Source organism: Zunongwangia sp. L-65, from assembly GCF_056859415.1.
Genome location: NZ_JBSXOK010000076.1, coordinates 42,672 through 62,317, shown reverse-complemented (window position 1 = coordinate 62,317; position 19,646 = coordinate 42,672). Strand labels below are relative to the sequence as shown.

At 36.2% G+C, this 19,646-nt stretch carries 16 protein-coding genes; 11 read left to right on the top strand and 5 right to left on the bottom strand.

The window, feature by feature from the left end; genetic code table 11:
• Positions 1-41: 41 nt before the first annotated feature.
• Complete coding sequence (locus tag AC13DP_RS17585) at positions 42-368, bottom strand: YbaB/EbfC family nucleoid-associated protein (RefSeq protein ID WP_228249827.1); 327 nt, start codon at positions 366-368, stop codon at positions 42-44.
• A 137-nt stretch (positions 369-505) separates the two neighbouring features.
• Between AC13DP_RS17585 and AC13DP_RS17580 the strand changes: the two genes are divergently transcribed.
• The 3 genes from AC13DP_RS17580 to capB all read left to right on the top strand — a co-directional run bounded on the left by AC13DP_RS17580 (position 506) and on the right by capB (position 5,105).
• On the top strand, positions 506-2,566 hold the full coding sequence (locus AC13DP_RS17580; RefSeq protein ID WP_347405571.1) for a S9 family peptidase: 2,061 nt from the start codon (positions 506-508) through the stop codon (positions 2,564-2,566).
• Positions 2,567-2,655: 89 nt separating this feature from the next.
• Positions 2,656-3,696: a cysteate synthase gene (gene capA, locus AC13DP_RS17575; RefSeq protein ID WP_013071768.1), complete on the top strand. Its 1,041-nt coding sequence runs from the start codon at positions 2,656-2,658 to the stop codon at positions 3,694-3,696.
• 143 nt (positions 3,697-3,839) lie between these two features.
• A complete protein-coding gene (gene capB, locus AC13DP_RS17570; RefSeq protein ID WP_013071769.1) occupies positions 3,840-5,105 on the top strand; it encodes a cysteate-C-fatty acyltransferase in 1,266 nt (421 codons plus the stop codon).
• 79 nt (positions 5,106-5,184) lie between these two features.
• On the opposite strand, the gene AC13DP_RS17565 is transcribed toward capB, so the two are convergent.
• Positions 5,185-6,126 carry a transporter gene (locus AC13DP_RS17565; RefSeq protein WP_347405570.1) on the bottom strand — a complete coding sequence of 314 codons (942 nt, stop codon included), beginning with the start codon at positions 6,124-6,126 and terminating at the stop codon, positions 5,185-5,187.
• 202 nt (positions 6,127-6,328) lie between these two features.
• On the opposite strand from AC13DP_RS17565, the gene AC13DP_RS17560 reads away from it, so the two are divergent.
• The 4 genes from AC13DP_RS17560 (at position 6,329) to AC13DP_RS17545 (ending at position 12,001) form a co-directional block, all read left to right on the top strand.
• Complete coding sequence (locus AC13DP_RS17560) at positions 6,329-6,625, top strand: DUF4834 family protein (protein WP_041578861.1); 297 nt, start codon at positions 6,329-6,331, stop codon at positions 6,623-6,625.
• A gap of 58 nt (positions 6,626-6,683) precedes the next feature.
• Positions 6,684-9,098 carry a YfhO family protein gene (locus AC13DP_RS17555; RefSeq protein WP_483068210.1) on the top strand — a complete coding sequence of 805 codons (2,415 nt, stop codon included), beginning with the start codon at positions 6,684-6,686 and terminating at the stop codon, positions 9,096-9,098.
• Positions 9,099-9,256: 158 nt separating this feature from the next.
• Positions 9,257-10,537: a glycosyltransferase gene (locus AC13DP_RS17550; RefSeq protein ID WP_483068209.1), complete on the top strand. Its 1,281-nt coding sequence runs from the start codon at positions 9,257-9,259 to the stop codon at positions 10,535-10,537.
• Positions 10,538-10,540: 3 nt separating this feature from the next.
• The gene (locus AC13DP_RS17545) at positions 10,541-12,001 is read left to right on the top strand and encodes a lipopolysaccharide biosynthesis protein (protein ID WP_347405567.1); all 1,461 of its coding nucleotides are present in this window, start codon (positions 10,541-10,543) and stop codon (positions 11,999-12,001) included.
• A gap of 196 nt (positions 12,002-12,197) precedes the next feature.
• Here AC13DP_RS17545 and AC13DP_RS17540 read toward each other — a convergent pair whose 3' ends face one another.
• Together AC13DP_RS17540 and uvrA are read right to left on the bottom strand one after the other, a co-directional pair.
• Positions 12,198-13,439, bottom strand: coding sequence for a hypothetical protein (locus AC13DP_RS17540; RefSeq protein WP_483068208.1), 1,242 nt, complete (start codon positions 13,437-13,439; stop codon positions 12,198-12,200).
• Positions 13,440-13,611: 172 nt separating this feature from the next.
• The gene (gene uvrA, locus AC13DP_RS17535) at positions 13,612-16,401 is read right to left on the bottom strand and encodes an excinuclease ABC subunit UvrA (RefSeq protein WP_483068207.1); all 2,790 of its coding nucleotides are present in this window, start codon (positions 16,399-16,401) and stop codon (positions 13,612-13,614) included.
• Positions 16,402-16,629: 228 nt separating this feature from the next.
• Between uvrA and AC13DP_RS17530 the strand changes: the two genes are divergently transcribed.
• The 3 genes from AC13DP_RS17530 to wrbA all read left to right on the top strand — a co-directional run bounded on the left by AC13DP_RS17530 (position 16,630) and on the right by wrbA (position 18,249).
• Complete coding sequence (locus AC13DP_RS17530; RefSeq protein ID WP_013071777.1) at positions 16,630-17,214, top strand: RNA polymerase sigma factor; 585 nt, start codon at positions 16,630-16,632, stop codon at positions 17,212-17,214.
• A 60-nt stretch (positions 17,215-17,274) separates the two neighbouring features.
• A complete protein-coding gene (locus AC13DP_RS17525) occupies positions 17,275-17,427 on the top strand; it encodes a hypothetical protein (protein WP_013071778.1) in 153 nt (50 codons plus the stop codon).
• A gap of 222 nt (positions 17,428-17,649) precedes the next feature.
• Entirely contained in the window at positions 17,650-18,249 is a 600-nt protein-coding gene (wrbA, locus tag AC13DP_RS17520) for an NAD(P)H:quinone oxidoreductase (RefSeq protein ID WP_228249819.1), read from the top strand.
• Positions 18,250-18,420: 171 nt separating this feature from the next.
• Here wrbA and AC13DP_RS17515 read toward each other — a convergent pair whose 3' ends face one another.
• Positions 18,421-19,089 carry an endonuclease III domain-containing protein gene (locus tag AC13DP_RS17515; RefSeq protein ID WP_013071780.1) on the bottom strand — a complete coding sequence of 223 codons (669 nt, stop codon included), beginning with the start codon at positions 19,087-19,089 and terminating at the stop codon, positions 18,421-18,423.
• 31 nt (positions 19,090-19,120) lie between these two features.
• Between AC13DP_RS17515 and bcp the strand changes: the two genes are divergently transcribed.
• Positions 19,121-19,570, top strand: coding sequence for a thioredoxin-dependent thiol peroxidase (bcp, locus tag AC13DP_RS17510; protein ID WP_013071781.1), 450 nt, complete (start codon positions 19,121-19,123; stop codon positions 19,568-19,570).
• Positions 19,571-19,646 lie beyond the last annotated feature (76 nt).

The following is a 19,646-nucleotide window of genomic DNA, read 5'->3' as shown; positions in this document are numbered from 1 at the left end:
TTCTCAACTTTTCGACTTTCTCAACTTTTCGACTTTCTCAACTACTTAAACATATCACCCAGCCCAGGAATATCAGGCATACCGTCTTTTGCAGCAGCACCAAGCTCTTTTTCGTTAATATCAGAGGCTTTGGCAATGGCTTTATTGAGGGTAAGTACTAAATAATCTTCCAATTGCTCTTTATCCTCTAAAAGTTCGTCAGCAATATCGATACTTTTTACTTCTCGAGCAGCAGTTACAGTTACTTTTAGGAGTCCGTCACTGGACTGCTCATCGATAAGAACGGTTTTAAGGCGTTCTTTTGTTTTTTCTACATTATCCTGGGCTTCTTTGATTTTATTCATCATACCCATCATATCTCCAAACATAGTCTGTTTCTTTTTTAGTTAGAAGTACAAAATTAGTAAAATCTAAGCTGAAGTTGTTCTAAGAAATTGTGAATCTGTGATTACGATTTTAGATTTGAAGCCTTACCTTTGCGCAGGTTAAAAAATTTGATTTGATTTTGAATAAAGAAGTGCAGCCACCAAAGGCAAAAAAGATACCCGCAGAATTAGAAATTCATGGTGATATTAGAATTGACAATTATTACTGGATGAATGATCGTGAAGATCCTGAAGTAATTGCCTATCTAAATGCCGAAAATGATTATAAAGACAAACAAACGGCCCATACCAAAGAATTTCAGGTACGTTTATTCGAGGAAATGAAGGCCAGGATCAAGGAAGACGACCAGTCGGTTCCTTATCGTCTGAATGGTTACTGGTACATTACACGTTTCGAAAAAGGAGGAGATTATCCTATTTATTCCAGAAAAAAGGGGACCCAGGAGGCCCCCGAAGAAGTGATGTTTAATGTAAACATTATGGCTGAAGGTTATGATTATTATCGTTTAGGCGGTTTAAATGTTAGCCCCGATAATAAAATGGTCGCTTTTGGAACAGATACCGTAAGTCGTAGAAAATATACCATCCAAGTAAAGAATTTGGAGACCGGAGAATTATATCCTGAAAAAATTGAAAATACTACCGGCGGTTCTACCTGGGCAAACGATAATAAAACCCTGTATTATACAAAGAAGGATGAACAAACTTTGCGAAGCTTTCAGATCTATAAACATATTTTAGGTACAGATCCGGCAGAAGATCAATTGGTTTATCAGGAAGATGATGAAACCTTTAATACCTATGTTTATAAATCGAAATCTAAAAGGTATATCGTTATTGGGTCACATAGTACCTTAACTACAGAGTATCGTGTCTTAGAAGCTGATAAACCTGAAGGTGACTTTAAGATAATTCAGCCACGGGTACGCGGATTAGAATACAGTATTTCGCATTTTGGTGAGCATTTTTATATTCTTACTAATAAAGATGAAGCCCGTAATTTTAAGCTTATGAAAACCCCGGTTTCAGCAACTGAAAAAGAAAATTGGGAAGATGTGATTGCGCACCGTGAAGATGTACTTCTAGAGGATATCGACATTTTTAAAGACTTTCTGGTGATTGGGGAGCGTAAAAACGGACTTAATGAAATAAGGATTATTCGTTGGGACGAAAGTGATGATTATCTTATTCCGTTTGACAATGAAACTTATACGGCGTTTACTTCTATAAACCCTGATTTTGATACCCAAGTGCTTCGATACACTTATAATTCGATGACCACACCAACATCTGTAGTTGATTTTAATATGGTTACCAAAGAAAAAACGGTATTAAAAGAGCAGGAAGTTTTAGGTGGTAAATTCAGAAAGGAGAATTATACTTCAGAGCGTATTTGGGCAACCGCCGAGGATGGCACAAAAGTTCCGGTTTCTTTGGTGTATAGAAAAGGAATTAAGAAGGATGGAAACAATCCTTTGCTGCAGTACGCCTATGGCTCCTATGGTTCAACAATCGATCCTTATTTTTCAACCGTAAGACTAAGTTTACTGGATCGCGGATTTGTATATGCCATTGCACATATACGTGGAGGAGAATATTTAGGCAGAAACTGGTATGAAGATGGCAAGTTGTTTACCAAACGAAATACATTTACCGATTTCATAGATGTTTCGAAGCACCTTATTGCCGAAAAATATACTTCTGAAGAAAAATTATTCGCTATGGGAGGTTCTGCCGGTGGTTTACTGATGGGAGCGGTAATAAATATGGCTCCACATTTATATAAGGGTGTTATTGCAGCGGTTCCATTTGTAGATGTGGTAACAACCATGTTAGATGATAGTATCCCGTTAACAACAGGGGAATACGATGAATGGGGAAATCCTAATGAAAAAGATTATTATGAGTATATGTTATCGTATTCTCCGTATGATAATGTAGTAGCTCAGGATTATCCTAATATGTTAGTAACTACCGGTTTGCATGATTCACAAGTACAATACTGGGAACCAGCAAAATGGGTCGCTAAACTAAGAGAGTTAAAAACCGATACTAATCTTTTGGTATTACACACAAACATGGATGCCGGCCATGGCGGGGCTTCAGGAAGGTTTGAAGCACTTAAGGAAGTTGCCGAAGAATATGCATTTTTGTTCGATTTAGTTGGAATTAAGGAATAATTAAAAAAATTTGCCTTAACTTTGAACGGTTTTGAAACATTTTTCCCGGCTTTAAAAAAGCCAACCTTAAAACGTAAAGAACTTCATTTATGAAAGAAGATTTGCAGGTGTACGATAATGTTCTACAGCTTATAGGAAAGACACCGCTAGTACAGCTTAATAAGATCACTGAAGGTTTCAAAGGAGATTTCTACGCTAAAGTAGAAGCTTTTAATCCGGGGCACTCCTCTAAAGATCGAATTGCTTTATATATTATTGAAGAAGCAGAGCGCAAAGGAATATTAAAGCCCGGAGATACCATTATTGAGACTACTTCTGGTAATACAGGATTCAGTATCGCAATGGTGAGCCAGGTTAAAGGTTATGATTGTATTTTGGCTGTGAGCTCTAAAGCCTCGAAAGACAAAATCGATATGCTAAGAACTATGGGAGCTAAGGTGTATGTTTGCCCGGCACATGTGGCAGCAGACGATCCGCGCTCTTATTACGAAGTGGCTAAAAGGCTTCATCGAGAAATTAAAGGATCTGTGTATATCAATCAATACTTCAACGATTTAAATACCGAAGCGCATTATAAGTCTACCGGTCCAGAAATATGGAGCCAGACGGAAGGTAAAATAACACACCTTATTGCGTGTAGTGGTACTGGAGGAACCATTTCTGGAACTGCCAGATATCTTAAAGAGCAAAATCCAAACGTAAATATTATAGGGATCGATGCTTATGGTTCAGTATTAAAAAAATACCATGAAACCAGAGAATTTGATGCTGAAGAAATTTATCCATATAGAATTGAAGGTTTGGGTAAAAACTTAATTCCTACCGCTACGGATTTTGATGCTATTGATCGTTTTGTGAAAGTGACTGATGAAGAAAGTGCCCATACCGCCAGAGAACTTGCAAAAACCGAAGGGATGTTTGTAGGTTATACCAGCGGTGCGGCAACACAGGGTGTAAAGCAATTGGCAGAGGAAGGCGAATTTGATGAAAACTCTAAAGTAGTTATTATGTTCCCAGATCACGGAAGCCGATACATGAGTAAAATTTATAGTGATGACTGGATGGAAGAACAGGGATTTTTTGATACCAAAAATGAAGCTGAGGTTAGAGCTATAGAATTTATCAAGTAATATTTTGCATTTACTATTAAATATATAAAAAAACAAAGCATCCTCTAGCTAGAGGATGCTTTGTTTTTTTAAAAGCTATACAAAATACTTTGTAGAATTGAACCGAATTTCAGTATTTTTGCGGTTCGTATAAAAAATATTCAATGAGAGATCTGTTTGACAAAATATACAAGGATAAAGGGCCTTTAGGAAAATGGGCAGAGCAGGCAGAAGGATACTTCGTATTCCCAAAGCTGGAAGGACCTATTTCTAATAGAATGAAGTTTAGAGGGAGAGATGTGATCACATGGAGTGTAAATGACTATCTAGGTCTTGCCAATCATCCAGAGGTTAGAAAAGTAGATGCCGAGGCTGCGGCCGAGTGGGGTTCTGCTTATCCTATGGGAGCAAGGATGATGAGTGGTCATACAAGTTTGCATGAAAAACTTCAGGACGAGTTGGCTTCTTTTGTACACAAGCAGGCTGCTTATCTTTTAAACTTTGGATACCAGGGAATGGTATCTACTATTGATGCGCTGGTATCTAAACAAGATGTTATTGTTTACGATGTAGATGCTCATGCTTGTATTATAGACGGTGTTCGCCTTCATTTAGGACAACGCTTTACCTACAAGCACAACGATATGGAAAGTATCGAAAAAAATCTGCAGAGAGCTACTAAAATAGCAGAACAAACAGGAGGAGGAATCCTTTTAATTTCTGAAGGTGTTTTTGGTATGCGTGGTGAGCAGGGAAAACTTAAAGAAATTGTAGAGCTTAAGAAAAAATATAAATTCCGTCTTTTTGTAGATGATGCACATGGTTTTGGAACTTTAGGAAAAACCGGAGCCGGAGCAGGAGAAGAGCAGGGAGTGCAGGATGATATCGATGTATATTTTGCTACTTTCGCTAAATCTATGGCAAGTACGGGCGCTTTTATTGCCGGTGATAAGGAAATTATCGATTATTTAAAATATAATCTTAGATCCCAGATGTTTGCTAAATCACTGCAAATGCAATTAGTGGTTGGAGCGCTTAAACGCCTTGAAATGCTTAGAACAAGACCAGAGCTTAAAAATAAGTTATGGGAAAATGTAAATGCACTGCAAAACGGATTAAAAGATCGTGGTTTTGATATTGGTACTACACAAAGTTGTGTGACCCCGGTATACCTGAAAGGAAGTATTCCTGAAGCTATGGCTTTGGTAAAAGACCTTCGTGAAAATTACGGAGTTTTCTGTTCTATTGTAGTTTATCCGGTAATTCCAAAAGGATTAATTTTATTACGAATGATCCCAACCGCTACTCATACTTTACAGGATGTAGAAGAAACTTTAGAGGCTTTTTCTTCTATTAGAGAGCGCCTTGAGAACGGAACATATAAAAGATTATCAGCATCTGTAGCTGCGGCAATGGCTAATAAAGCTTAATAAAACAGATCATCACAATAGTATAAAAAAACCGCTAAATTTTCTTTAGCGGTTTTTTTATGCCTATTTTTAATGAATTCTAGAAATCATATTGGTTTTGGGTTCTGGCTTTTCTCTTGTCTCCCTCCTTAGATAGCGATTTAAATTCGGTATCCTTATGGAAATTTAAACGCACCGATAATCCTGCCTGTATTTGCCATCTGGAAGGTGTATTCTTGGCATTGGCAAGTCCTGCAACATCTAATTGTAAATAATCGGTAATCAGATACGCACCACCGGCTCTAAAAATATCATCGGCATATATATCACCAATAATCGCCTGGTACTCCCCAAAAACAGCAAATTTCGGACTAAAGGCGTGGGTGAGTGTACCTATAAATTCATAATTAGCGTAGGTCTCAGTAAATTTTTCAGCAGTAAAATTCATGACCCAAACCCAAGGCCCCCAGTTATGTTGCGTAATTAAGGTAACTTTAGGTGTATATTTACTTTCCCCTACAAATCTATAAGGATTTTCATCCTGTAGGGTGACATTAGCGCCACCGTATAAAGAAACAGCCGGGATTAATCTTCTCCAGTCAAGCTTTTGATTGGCATCCCAACTTCTAATATTTATTTCTCTGCGGTTATCACCATTTTTATAAGGATCGTAAAGCAATAATTTTGCTCCTATGGTATTAAATGGAAAATTATTCCTTTTGTAAGTTCGATTTTGTCCTCCCTGAAAAATCCTTGTTTCTTCTACCTGGTACCTTCCCTGAATGCTTAATTCTAAAATATCGGTAAGAAGTCCTGCCCTAAGCATATAGTTAGCGCCGTACAGATCGGTATCTGTTTTTCTAAGTTCGTGGGTATCGTTTCCGTAAAAACCGCCTGCCTCCAGTTGGTAAACTCCTGTCCCGACCGCAAAAGCGCCCTGGGACTGTCCTGGTCGGTTTGAATTAATGGTTTCGGTAAATTGGGCGTTACAAATAGCTGAATTAGCTAGTAGTAATAGTACAAAAGCCTTTAGTTTTTGCATGTTTAGTAGGTTTTACTCGATAATCGAGGTTAAATGTTCAGAGGCTTGCCTCGAGATTGTAAAAACGGTTTTTTGATTCATATCTTGTGGGCTTGCCTGGAGTTTCATGATGTTCAAATATAATTGAATTTATTTTTTATTTAAGACACATAGATTCCGATTCTGAACCTTAATTTTTATTTTTGCTAAAATTTAGAGTTTTATGTTTCAGGCAGATTTTTCCGGAGTTATAAAAACGATACTTATTATTTTGTTAGTATACTTCGGTTTCAAAATAATACTTCGATATTTTGGTCCCATGTTGTTAAAATATGCGATGAAAAAGATGGGTAGGAAGTTTGAGCAGCAGTTCAATCAACAATTTAATGGTAGACAGCAAAATGCACAACAAAGAAATACTACCGGGGAGGGTAATGTGAGTATCAATAAAAAACCAAGAAATCGTAGAAAATCAAACAAAGAGGTTGGTGAGTATATCGATTACGAAGAAATTGATTAATTTCGGGATTCTTAAATATGTGCGTTTCCTTTTTCAGGAAGCAAAAAATAATCTGTAAATGGCTAAGTTAAAACAGTTTCTTCCTCATCTTCTGGTTTTTCTGGGATTTGTGGCAATCGCTCTTTTTTATTTTAATCCTGTTTTAAAAGGAAAGGAAATTTTCCAAAGTGATATTGTCCAGTACATAGGAATGGCTAAAGAACAATCAGACTTTAGAGCAGAAACTGGCGAAGAACCCTACTGGACGGATGCTGCCTTTGGCGGAATGCCAACCTATCAGCTTGGTGCTTATTATCCACATAATTACATTAAAAAGTTAGATTCAGTTTTACGATTTTTACCCAGACCTGCAGATTATTTATTTCTATATTTTATTGGGTTTTATATCTTGCTCTTATGCTTAAAATTAGATTATAAGCTCGCATTTTTAGGAGCCATTGCCTTTGGTTTTTCCACTTATTTTATTATTATTCTTGGGGTTGGCCATAATGCTAAGGCCCACGCTATTGCTTATATGCCAATGGTTTTAGGAGGAATTATACTCACCTTTAGACAAAAACTGATAGGGGGATTTAGTTTGCTGGCTATTGCTATGGCTTTAGAGATCCAGGCGAATCACTTCCAAATGACATATTACTTACTTCTCTTAGTCATTGTTTTAGGAATCGTTTATCTGATTGATGCCTTTAAAAAGAAAAAGATACCACAATATTTTAAAGCCCTGGGAGTGATGATTGTTGCGGTTATTCTAGCTATAGGAACTAATGCAACAAACCTTATAGCAACACAAGAATATACCAGTCATAGTACTAGAGGTGATACCGGTCTAACAATTACACCAAATGGTGACGATAAACCTGAGGCCGGCTTAACCTATGATTATATTACAACGTACAGCTACGGAATTGCAGAAACTCTAGATCTTTTTGTCCCTGGTTTTATGGGAGGTAGCGGTGCAGAGGATGTTGGTGAAGATTCGGCATTATATTCAGAATTACAAAAAATGGGAGTATCTCCCATTCAGGCCAAGAGCTTTACTGAAAACGCTCCAACATATTGGGGACAACAGCCTATCGTTGCAGGCCCCGCATATATTGGTGCTACGATTTTATTTTTATTTCTTTTTGCACTATTCTTAATTCGAGGACGATTAAAATGGTGGGTAGTAGGCGGAACTGTACTTACTCTTTTACTTTCCTGGGGAAAGAATTTTGGGTTTTTTACTGAATTCTTTATCGATTACGTACCGTTATACAATAAATTTAGAGCGGTTTCTTCTATTCAGGTGATTGTAGAGCTTTGTGTTCCTTTATTGGCGATTGTAGGATTATCCTGCTTGTTTGCTAACAAGCATACTAAGGAAGAGAAAATCGAAGCTTTAAAATGGAGTTCGATTATTACTGCGGGATTAGCCCTTGTTTTAATTCTTTTTAATTCGATTTTATTTGATTTTAGTGGATTACGGGACGCACAATTGCGACAACAATTGGGGATGGATCTAATGAATGCCCTTAAAGAAGATCGCCAGTCGATGTTAGTCGCTGATGCTATTCGTAGTTTTATATTTGTGGCATTAAGTGTATTTTTAATCTGGTTTTATCTTCAGGAAAAAATCTCTAAAAAACTAATCCTTGGTGGTTTTGCAATATTGTTTTTAGCCGATTTGGTTCCAATAGCGAGACGTTATGTAAACGGAGACGATTTTGTAAATGCTCGTAAAATGGAACAGCCCTATCAGCCAAATACGGCCGATCAGCAAATTATGCAAGATAGTTCCAGATATCGCGTATTCGATATTAGCGCTGATCCATTAACAAGTTCCCGAGCCTCATATTTTCATCATAGTATAGGTGGTTATCATGCTGCAAAACCAGGAAGATTACAGGATTTATATGATTTTTATATTTCACAAAATAACATGAAGATTTTAAATATGTTAAATGTGAAATACTTTATTGTTCCTACAGAAAACGGAGTGCAGGCGCAACAAAATCCTGGTGTATACAGTAATGCATGGTTTGTTCGTGATGTTGACTGGGTAGCGGATGCCAATGCCGAAATTTTAAGCTTGAAGGAGGTAGACCTTAAAGATACTGCTGTGATTGATAATCGATTTAAAGACGATATCAAAATGGATTTTGTTTATGACGAAGTTGGTACTATCGAATTGGTAAGTGAGCAACCTAATGAATTGGTTTATAAAACCAAAGCTTCCATCAGGCAGCTGGCCGTTTTTTCCGAAATGTACTATCAACCGGGTTGGCAAGCGTATATCGACGGAGAGAAAGTAGCGCATGTGCGTGCAGATTACGTGCTTAGAGCGATGAACATACCACAAGGAGAGCATACGGTGACTTTTAAATTCGAACCTAAAGTAATTCAAACCGGCGGAACAATAGCTTTAGCCAGTACGCTTATTTTGGTGATTTTAATACTTGGGGGATTGGTATTTGCATATCGCAAAGGCATGTAGTATAAAAAGTATCAGTATGGCCCTTTTAAACGATCTACATAATCCCTATGCATGAAATTATGTATGGAATATGATAGTAGACAGAAGCTATAATTCTAAGAGATCTTTTTTGCGTTTAATTGCATGTTAAATTTAGGTTTCATTATAAAAATATTAGAGTGAAAAAAGTGCTGATTATTACGTATTACTGGCCCCCGGCTGGTGGTCCCGGTGTTCAGCGCTGGTTGAAATTCGTTAAATATCTTAGGGATTTTGAGGTAGAGCCGGTGGTTTATATCCCTGAAAATCCGAATTATCCGTTAATCGATAAATCTTTTATAAACGAAGTTCCTAAAGATATCGAGATCATTCGTCAGCCGATTTTTGAACCCTATAAATTTGCTGCTGTTTTATCTAAAAAGAATACGAAAACTATAAGTTCTGGAATCATCAAGCAAAAGGAAAACCAAAATTTTATACAGAAACTTATGCTGTTTATTCGTGGCAACTTTTTTATTCCCGATGCTCGTAAGTTTTGGATACAACCTTCCGTAAAATTTCTAAAATCTTATCTGGAAAAGACCAATATCGATACGATAATTACCACGGGACCACCACATAGTTTGCACCTTATAGGTTTAGGGTTAAAAAGGCAACTTCATTTAAGGTGGATTGCCGATTTTCGAGATCCATGGACGCAAATTGGTTATCAAAAGCAATTAAAACTCACTAAATATTCCGCAAAGAAACACCAAAGTTTAGAAAAGCAGGTCTTAAATACAGCAGATCAAATTATTACTACGAGTTTTACCACTAAAAAAGAATTTGCTTTAAAAACAACAAAACCTATAGAAGTTATTACCAATGGTTTTGATTCTGAACTGAATACCGAGTCGAAATTAGACGAGATCTTTAGTATTTCGCATATAGGCTCATTGCTTTCAGGAAGAAATCCTGAATTACTTTGGAAGGTTTTAGCTGAAATTTCTAAAGAGAATGAAAATTTCTGTAGGGACTTTAAATTGAAATTATACGGGGCGGTAAGTGACGACGTGGTGCAGAGCATCAAAAATGCTGGTTTGGAAAATGAACTGATTTTTGGAGGCTATATCAGTCACAAGGAGGCCATAGCCGTTCAAAAAAAGAGTCAATTGCTATTGTTAATTGAAATTGATTCCGAAGAAACCAAAGGGATCATAGCCGGGAAATTATTTGAATATCTGGCCTCAAAGCGCCCGATCTTAGCCATTGGTCCCAGAGCTTGGGATGTGGCTAAAATTATTGAAGAAACCCATTCTGGAAAAAGTTTTTTATATAATCAGGAAGTAGCTTTAAAGGAATATATTTTAAATTCTTATCAAAGATATCGCGAAAACAAACTACTTTCGGATAGCAAAAATATTGAAGATTATCATCGTAAAAACCTTACAAAACAATTAGCAAAACTAATCGGGAAGTAGCGTATGGGCGTAATTATTAACCAGTCGGTCAAAAACATGCTGACGACCTATGTAGGTTTTGGACTTGGTGCGTTAAACACGCTTTTCTTGTATACCTATTTTTTAGATCAGGAGCATTACGGGTTGGTAAGCTTCCTGCTTTCAGCAGCAAATTTAATGTGGCCTTTTATGGCTTTTGGTGTGCATAGTACGATTGTAAAGTTTTTTACCAGTTATAAAACGAAAGAAGAGAAGGATAAGTTATTGAATCTGGCCTTATATCTTCCCTTGGCTATTTCGCTTATTTTAGGGGGTATTGGACATTTTACCTATGAATTTTTACTGAATTATTTTTCTGATGGAAACGAATTGGTAAAACCCTATGTATGGCTCATTTATTTATTAGCGATTGCCACTGCGTACTTTGAAATATTTTTTGCCTGGGCAAAGATCTATTACAAAAGTACTTTCGGCAATTTTATGAAAGAGGTAGTGCATCGATTAGGCACGACCATTCTTTTATTCCTGGTCTACTTTGATCTGTTGGAGGTTAATCATTTTATGTATGGAGTAGGTCTGGTATTTCTTATACGGCTTTTGGTAATGGGCGCTTATGCCTTTAAATTGCACAGGCCTACCTTAAAATTCAGTTTTCCATCCAATTTAATTCGGGTATTAAAATATACCGCACTAATTTTAATTGCTGCCTCTGTGGCCACTGCCTTATTGGATTTAGATAAGGTGATGATCGAGTCGTATTTACCTATAGAAAATGTTGCGATATACGGAATTGGCGTTTATATCGCTACCGTAATATCGGTACCCCAAAAAGCGATGCATCAAATTACAAACCCCATAACTGCGGAATATCTAAATACGCGCAATTTTAAAAAGCTAGAGGATTTGTATAAAAAAAGTTCAATCAATTTATCGATTGTTAGTGCTTTAATTTTTATTTTGATCATAACGAATGTCCATATGCTGTATGAACTTATTCCCAAAGAATATTCATTAAGTATATTAATAGTGCTTTTAATTTCACTTGTTAAGCTTTACGATAATATATTAGCGATTAATAATAGCATTCTTTTTAACTCTGATTATTATAGAATTGTTTTAGCGATAGGAGTGCTTCTGGTGGTATTAGCTTTTTTATTGAATTTATTTTTTATTCCGCGTTTTGGAATTGAGGGTGCTGCAATAGCCTCTTTTTTGGCATTTTTTATCTATAATACTTCCAAACTTATTTTGGTAGAGCAAAAATTTAAAATGAATCCTTTTACCAAACAAAGCTGGATGCTTTTTGGACTCACTTCAATCTTTTCTATAGTATTTTATTATTGGGAATTTCCTTTCTATCCTATAGTGAGTATTGCACTAAAGGGAGGGATTACTGCAATTTTATATATTTCTGCTGTTTATTTTCTAAATCTTTCTGAAGAAATCAATGTAATGATAAGGTCCATTGTAGCTAAAATCAAATAATATTTCAATAAGTAAGGGTAAGAAAATGAAATAGGTTTTGGTGAGCTGTGAGCAAGACTTTTATGATATTCGATTCCTCGTTAAAATATATAGCGTTAATCCTACAGCGGCATGAACTTATAATTAAAAGAAAACCCCCGGGCTTGCGCCGCTGGGGGTTTTCCAACTAACCAACCAAAAAATTAAATTATGAACTCTAATCTCTACTTCTCACATTTCGTGCCGAAGTTTGTGAACGAGTAGATTTTTTGACATTATTATTTGATCTAGAGCTTCTTGCAGAAGTATTTTGACTTCTACCTGGTGCAGTTCTTTTTATCTGCTTACTTTGCTCCGGGCGCGGAGTGTTTATTGTTCTCTGCGTTCTGGTACTATTTTGAGCTCTAGAAGCTCGTTCTCTTTCTATTACCGCTGATTTTTTTTGATTTGATGTAGTATTTCTAGAGCCGGCCGATGGTCTGTAGGTACTTGTTCTTTGCGTCCTGTTATTTTCGGTGGCCCGAGCATCACCATGGCGTTCAACTGCATTTCTATTCGAAATTGCAGTATTATTTGAAGAACGGCTATTTCTATTTCTAATAACACCACTGTTATTAGAACTTCTTTCGTTTCTTGCCCCAATAATCACATGATCTCTTTTGCTAGAACTAGTTGATCTATTAACAGATCTTCTGCTATTAGCGTGATTAGCATTTCTTGTTCTGGTTGTTACATTGCTTCTACTGGCACTGTTCCTGTTAGAACGTATCTCTCGTTTTTGAGCAACTCTACTGCCACGATTATAACTTCTCACTTTTTGACCCGGTCTGTAAAAATTTTTATAGGTCTTTTGGTGATGGTGTGTATTATAATAGTTAATGTGGTTTACATAAGTTACTCTTGTTGGTTGATAATACGCTCTGTAAGGTCTGTTATAAACAATGCTGAAACTGGCTCTGGGTCTTCTATAATACCTATGCCATGGGCGATAAACATATCTGCGATTGTAAGCGTTTATATAACCTCTATACCCGGCAATCCTGTGGTAAGGATCATATTGAACAAATAGGTTTCCCACGTTTACCACATATCCATAACGATCGTAATTAATAACAATGTTTCCGGCCTGGGTGATTCTACCGTAGTAATCATAATAAATAGGTACATCCTCAATCTGAATAACTGCACCATAATCATCGTATTGAATGTATGGATCGTAATTATAACCAGAGTTAAAACTGATGTTTACGTTAGGTACAGATATATTAACACTAGATCTTCTAAATGCGGGGTTATAATAAAAATCGAACTCTCCATTTGGATAAACCGAAAATTCAACGCCTCCTTCAATAAAAATAAAGGAGTCATCATAGCCATATCTGCTACTTGTTTCATCGGCTTTGGCAATATTTACCAGGCCTAAAAACAATATTGAAAATATTAAGGAAATTTTTTTCATGGCTTTAGTTTTTAAAGTGATACTGAAGTAGTAGCTACCTACACCATAGAAGATACAAAGCGCATGCCAAAAACGAAAAAGGAGCCATTCATAGGCTCCTTAAGGGATTATTTTAAAGTTTGCTAAAACGAGTTAATTTATTGAATTTTAGGTATTTAAAATTTAAATGATTTTATTTTAATTTTGGAGCTAAATATTTAGCAGTATAGGAATCTTTACTTTTTATGATTTGCTCTGGGGTTCCCTGGGTAACAAGATAACCGCCGTTTTCGCCACCTTCAGCTCCCAGGTCTATTACATAATCTGCACATTTAACCAAATCCATATTATGCTCGATTACGATTACGGTATGCCCTTTGTCGATTAATGCATTAAATGATTTTAATAATTTCTGAATATCATGAAAATGAAGCCCTGTTGTAGGTTCATCAAAAATAAATAACGCCTTATCCCTTGTATTTCCCTTTACTAAAAAGGAAGCCAGTTTAATACGCTGGGCTTCTCCTCCAGAAAGTGTGGAAGAACTTTGTCCTAACTGCACATAACCTAAACCAACATCCTGAAGCGGTTGAAGCTTATTGGCAATTTTATCCTCATTATGTTTATCAAAAAAATCTATAGCATCATCGATAGTCATGTTAAGGATGTTATCTATATTTTTGTCTTTGAATTGTACTTCTAGAATTTCTTTTTTAAACCGTTTACCATCGCAAGCTTCACATTGTAAATGAACATCAGCCATAAACTGCATTTCTATGGTCACTTCTCCTTCACCTTTGCACACCTCGCACCGTCCACCATCAACATTAAATGAGAAGTGTTTAGGCTTATAACCTCTTATTTTGGATAATTTTTGAGAAGAAAATAAATTTCTTATATCGTCGTATGCCTTAATATAGGTAACGGGGTTTGATCTTGAAGAGCGACCAATTGGATTCTGGTCAATAAATTCAACCGAACCTAAATTTTTAAAATCGCCTTTAATATCGCTAAACTGTCCAACTTTTTCTCCGTAGCCCCCTAATTGTTTCTGTACTGCCGGGTAAAGTAGTTTTTTAACCAGCGTACTTTTGCCACTACCAGAAACGCCGGTTATTGCCGTGAATATTCCCAGTGGGAACATGACGTTTATGTTTTTAAGATTATTTTCACGGGCACCAAGAAGGTTAATTTCCCGTGTCCATTTTCTTCGCTTTTTAGGAACTTCTATGCGTTTTTTATTATTTAGATACTGCGAAGTAAGCGAATCAGATTTTAAGATTTCTTTTAGAGTTCCCGTTGCCACTACATGACCACCATTGGTGCCTGCTTCTGGTCCTATATCTATAATCTCATCGGCTTCTTTCATAATTTCTTCGTCGTGTTCTACGACAATTACAGTATTGCCCAGGTCACGAAGGTTCTTGAGTACGCCAATTAGGCGTTCGCCGTCCCTGGGATGCAACCCAATAGAAGGTTCGTCTAGAATATACATGGATCCTACAAGGCTACTGCCTAATGAGGTCGCCAGGTTAATACGCTGGGATTCTCCACCAGAAAGGCTATTGGATTTTCTATTTAGGGTAAGATAATCGAGGCCAACTTCAGATAAAAACTGTAAACGGTTATTAATTTCAGTAAGTAAACGTTTCGCGATTTTAGCTTCGTATTCATCTAATTTTAACTCAGCAAAAAAAGCTCTTACTTTATCCAGAGGCTTAACTACAAGCTCGGTAATACTTGATCCGTTAATTTTTACATATTCAGCCTCTTGGCGAAGTCTTTTTCCCTGACATGCCGAACATTTTGTTTTACCACGATAACGAGAAAGCATAACACGATTCTGAATTTTATAGGCTTTACTTTCTAAAAATTCAAAAAACTGGTTTAACCCTTCAAAATATTCATTTCCATTCCAAACCAGTTCTTTTTGCTCTGGAGTCAATTCAAAATAAGGCTTATGCACCGGGAAATCGAATTTATGTGAATTATTTACAAGTTGATCCCGATACCAGCTCATACTTTCACCCCGCCAGGGATAAATAGCATTGTCGTAGATAGAAAGGCCGGTGTTGGGAATGACTAAATCTTCATCAATACCAATTACATCGCCGTAGCCTTCACATTTAGGACAGGCGCCGTAAGGATTATTAAAACTGAATAGGTGAACGTTAGGCTCCAGAAAATTCATCCCGTCCAATTCAAATTTATTGCTGAAGTGATGTAACTTATTATCAGCGAGTGTTTCGATATAGAGTTCTCCTTTTCCTTCAAAAAAAGCAGCTTCAATAGCATCGGCTAAGCGATTAAAGAAATCTTCATCATCTTTTTTAATCACACGATCTACGACCAAAGAGGTGTTTTCAGGTTTCACTTTACTTAGGTCGGCTTCATCGATCCTTAAAACTTCATCTTCAACCTTTATTCGGCTATATCCCTGTTGTGCCAGAATTTTAATTTTTTCATCTAAATCTCTTCCTTCTTCAACATAAATAGGGGCGAGTAGGAGGAGTTTGGTACGATCTGGAAATTGTTTTACAAAATGAACCACATCGGTCACAGAATCCTTTTTAACTTCTCTCCCTGAAATTGGAGAAAAAGTCCGCCCAATTCTGGCATATAGTAATTTTAGATAGTCATAAATTTCAGTAGAGGTTCCTACGGTAGATCTTGGATTGGTAGAATTTACCTTTTGTTCTATAGCGATTGCCGGGGCAATACCTTTAATATAGTCTACCTTTGGTTTATTAAGCCTTCCCAAGAATTGTCTCGCGTAAGAGGATAAGCTCTCTACATATCTTCGCTGTCCTTCAGCATAAAGTGTATCAAAAGCTAAACTGGATTTTCCAGAGCCGGAAAGACCTGTAATTACCACCAGTTTATTACGTGGAATAATAACATTAATATCTTTAAGATTGTGCAATTTTGCACCTTTAATGATAATATTTTCTTTGGGGTTTACCTTTTCTAAATCTATATTCATGTTCACTTTCTAGCAATAAGTATGCAAAGGTACTTAATCTAGACCAGTGCAAAAAGCCATTAAAATCCTATAGTATTGTTAAAATTTTAAGCTTTTATTTGTATATCTCAAATTTAGTTTGCTATATTTGGAACCGAACTCAAAAATAAATCTGCCTATAGTACACAGTTACTTTTATATCTAAATAACCTAATCTAAGACAGGGCCTGGCCCTTTAAAAGTAACTGTATGGAAAAAACTAAGGTAACAGATGCCGTTTTGGTTAAAGACTACATTAACGGAAACGAGCTTGCTCTCTCAGAACTTATTCGTCGTCATCAACACAGAATTTACAGTTTCATTTATTCCAAGGTATTTGACAAAGATATTGCTGAAGACATCTTTCAGGACACATTCATCAAAGTCATCAATACATTAAAACGAGGGAAGTATAACGAAGAAGGGAAATTTTTACCCTGGGTAATGCGTATTGCCCACAACCTGGTGATCGATCATTTTAGAAGAAATAAAAGAATGCCCAAATTTGATAATAGTGGCGATTTTAATATTTTTTCTGTATTAAGTGATTCTGGATTAAATGCCGAAAAACAAATTATCAAAGATCAAATTGAAAGCGATTTGCGCGAAGTTATAAGAGAGCTTCCCGAAGATCAGTTAGAGGTTTTAACAATGCGTATTTATAAAGAGATGAGTTTTAAGGAGATTTCGGAACGCACAGGAGTGAGTATCAATACTGCCTTGGGCCGCATGAGATATGCACTTATAAATCTTAGAAAAATAATAGAGAAACATAATTTAGTTTTAACGAATTAAGTTTACAATATTCTAAATTAAGCTACGTTATGTAATCATAACCATCAAATAGTTTAATTAATGAGGAATATTTACTTTGAAAAACCTTCGAAAGAAGAAAAATTACAAGATTTGAAACCTAAAGAAGAAACCATAAAGTTTCTATTAAATTATTCGAAAGCATTAAAAGTTTTGCCTGGTGAGAACGAGGATTTTGAAATGCTTTTAAACTAAAAATTCTGGCCTGCTACTTAGCAGGCCTATTTATTTTTCTTAAACTCATTTAAAATTAAGGCTATGATATCTTAGTCTAGCTTCGAGAAATCATAAAAACGTATCCGGTTCATACCTGTGGTCTTACCCTGAGACTCTAAATTTAGATAGAATTATAAAAATTTTAAAATTTGTTTTTCTATAGTTTTCTTTTATAATCTTAAATTCAGGAAAAAATAAATTATGAAGGATGTAAAACTTGCTATTATTTATTATAGCTCAACCGGTACCAATTATAAACTTTCCAAAGCGGCAGAAGAAGCAGCAAAAGACCTTGGAGTTAAAGAAATTAAATTTCTAAGGGTAGAAGAGACGGTGCCAGAGGAAATTATGAAAACTAATGAAGACTGGATAAAACATTTTAATGCTACAAAAGATGTTCCGGTAGCCTCCATAGACGATTTGGAATGGGCAGATGCCATTATTTTTTCAGCGCCTACAAGATACGGAAATTTACCATCGCAATTTAGTAGTTTAATGGATTCTACTGGTCCGTTATGGCAAAAAGGAAAACTTGTGGATAAAGTAGTAAGCGGGATGACCAGTGCAGGAAATCCTCATGGAGGACAAGAGGGTACTTTACTCGCTTTATACAAATCTATGATGCATTGGGGGGCTGTGATTGCTAACCCTGGTTATAGCGATCCCGTGATTTTTGAAACCGGAGGTAATCCTTATGGCTTTAGTACCGTTGGAGGAAGTGATTTATCAGATAAAGATAAACAGGCTATAAAAGCTCAGGTGAAGCGTACAGTGGGCATCGCTGCCAAAATAAAAGCTTAGAACAGTTGATTTAATATATAAATAGTAAATAAAAGCTCCGATCCCGGAGCTTTTATCGTTTTACTCAATAATCGCGATTTAATGTTAAAATTCCGATCACTACTGAGATGTTTATACCTGGAAATAAAAATAATTTTCTAATCAAGCTGCATGCGCTTGCCCTAAGATAGTTTACTTCTTCTTTTTAGATAATTTTGTCTCATATTCTTTAATCACCGATTTGCGGCCAATTGTTTTAGTAATAATATCTTTTTCAAGATTCCATCCTCTGGCCGGAGAGTACTGCCTACCGTACCAGATAATTTGTAAATGAAGCTCATTCCAAAGATCTTTAGGAAACAATCGCTTCGCGTCTTTTTCGGTTTGCGCTACGCTTTTTCCATTAGAGAGATTCCAGCGGTACATTAAACGATGAATATGTGTATCTACCGGGAAAGCCGGTACATTAAAAGCCTGTGACATCACAACACTTGCAGTTTTATGACCAACAGCGGGTAAGCTTTCTAAAGCTTCAAAATCTGCAGGTACCTGTCCGTTATATTTTTCTAATAAAATTTCAGAAAGACCATGGATCCCTTTTGATTTCATGGGGGATAACCCACAGGGTTTTATAATTTCTCTGATTTCTTCAATAGTTAATTTCACCATTTTTTGTGGAGTATCGGCAACTTCAAATAAAAGCGGTGTAATTTGATTTACCTTAACATCTGTACTTTGGGCAGAAAGCAAAACAGCAATTAAAAGGGTATAAGGATCTTTATGATCTAATGGAATAGGAATTTCAGGATAAATATGTTGTAAAGTGTCAATTACAAATTGCACTTTTTGTTGTTTGTCCATAAAGCTTTAATTTTAAACAAAAATAAGAATTATGACAACATTAAAAACAGGAGATAAAGCCCCAGATTTTGCCGTAGAAGATCAAGACGGAAATTTGATAAAACTTTCAGATTTTAAAGGAAAGAAACTGGTGCTATTTTTCTATCCAAAAGCCAGCACTCCTGGTTGTACAGCAGAAGCCTGTAACCTTCGTGATAACTGGGAAGTTTTTAAAGAAAAAGGCTACGCTATTTTGGGAGTAAGTGCGGATTCTAAACGTAGGCAAACCAATTTTAAAGCTAAAAATGAACTTCCGTTTCCGCTGTTAGCGGACGAAGAAAAAAAAGTGATTAATGCTTATGGGGTTTGGGGACCTAAAAAATTTATGGGAAAAGAATATGATGGGATTCACCGCACAACTTTTGTGATCGACGAAGAAGGAAAAATAGAAGAGGTAATAGGAAAGGTAAAAACCAAAGACCACGCTGCCCAGATTTTATAATTTTTGGATAAGAATTTTTATTCTAATTATATTAGTCATTTTAAATAAATGCCTGCGGAGATGTAGAATCTTGGCG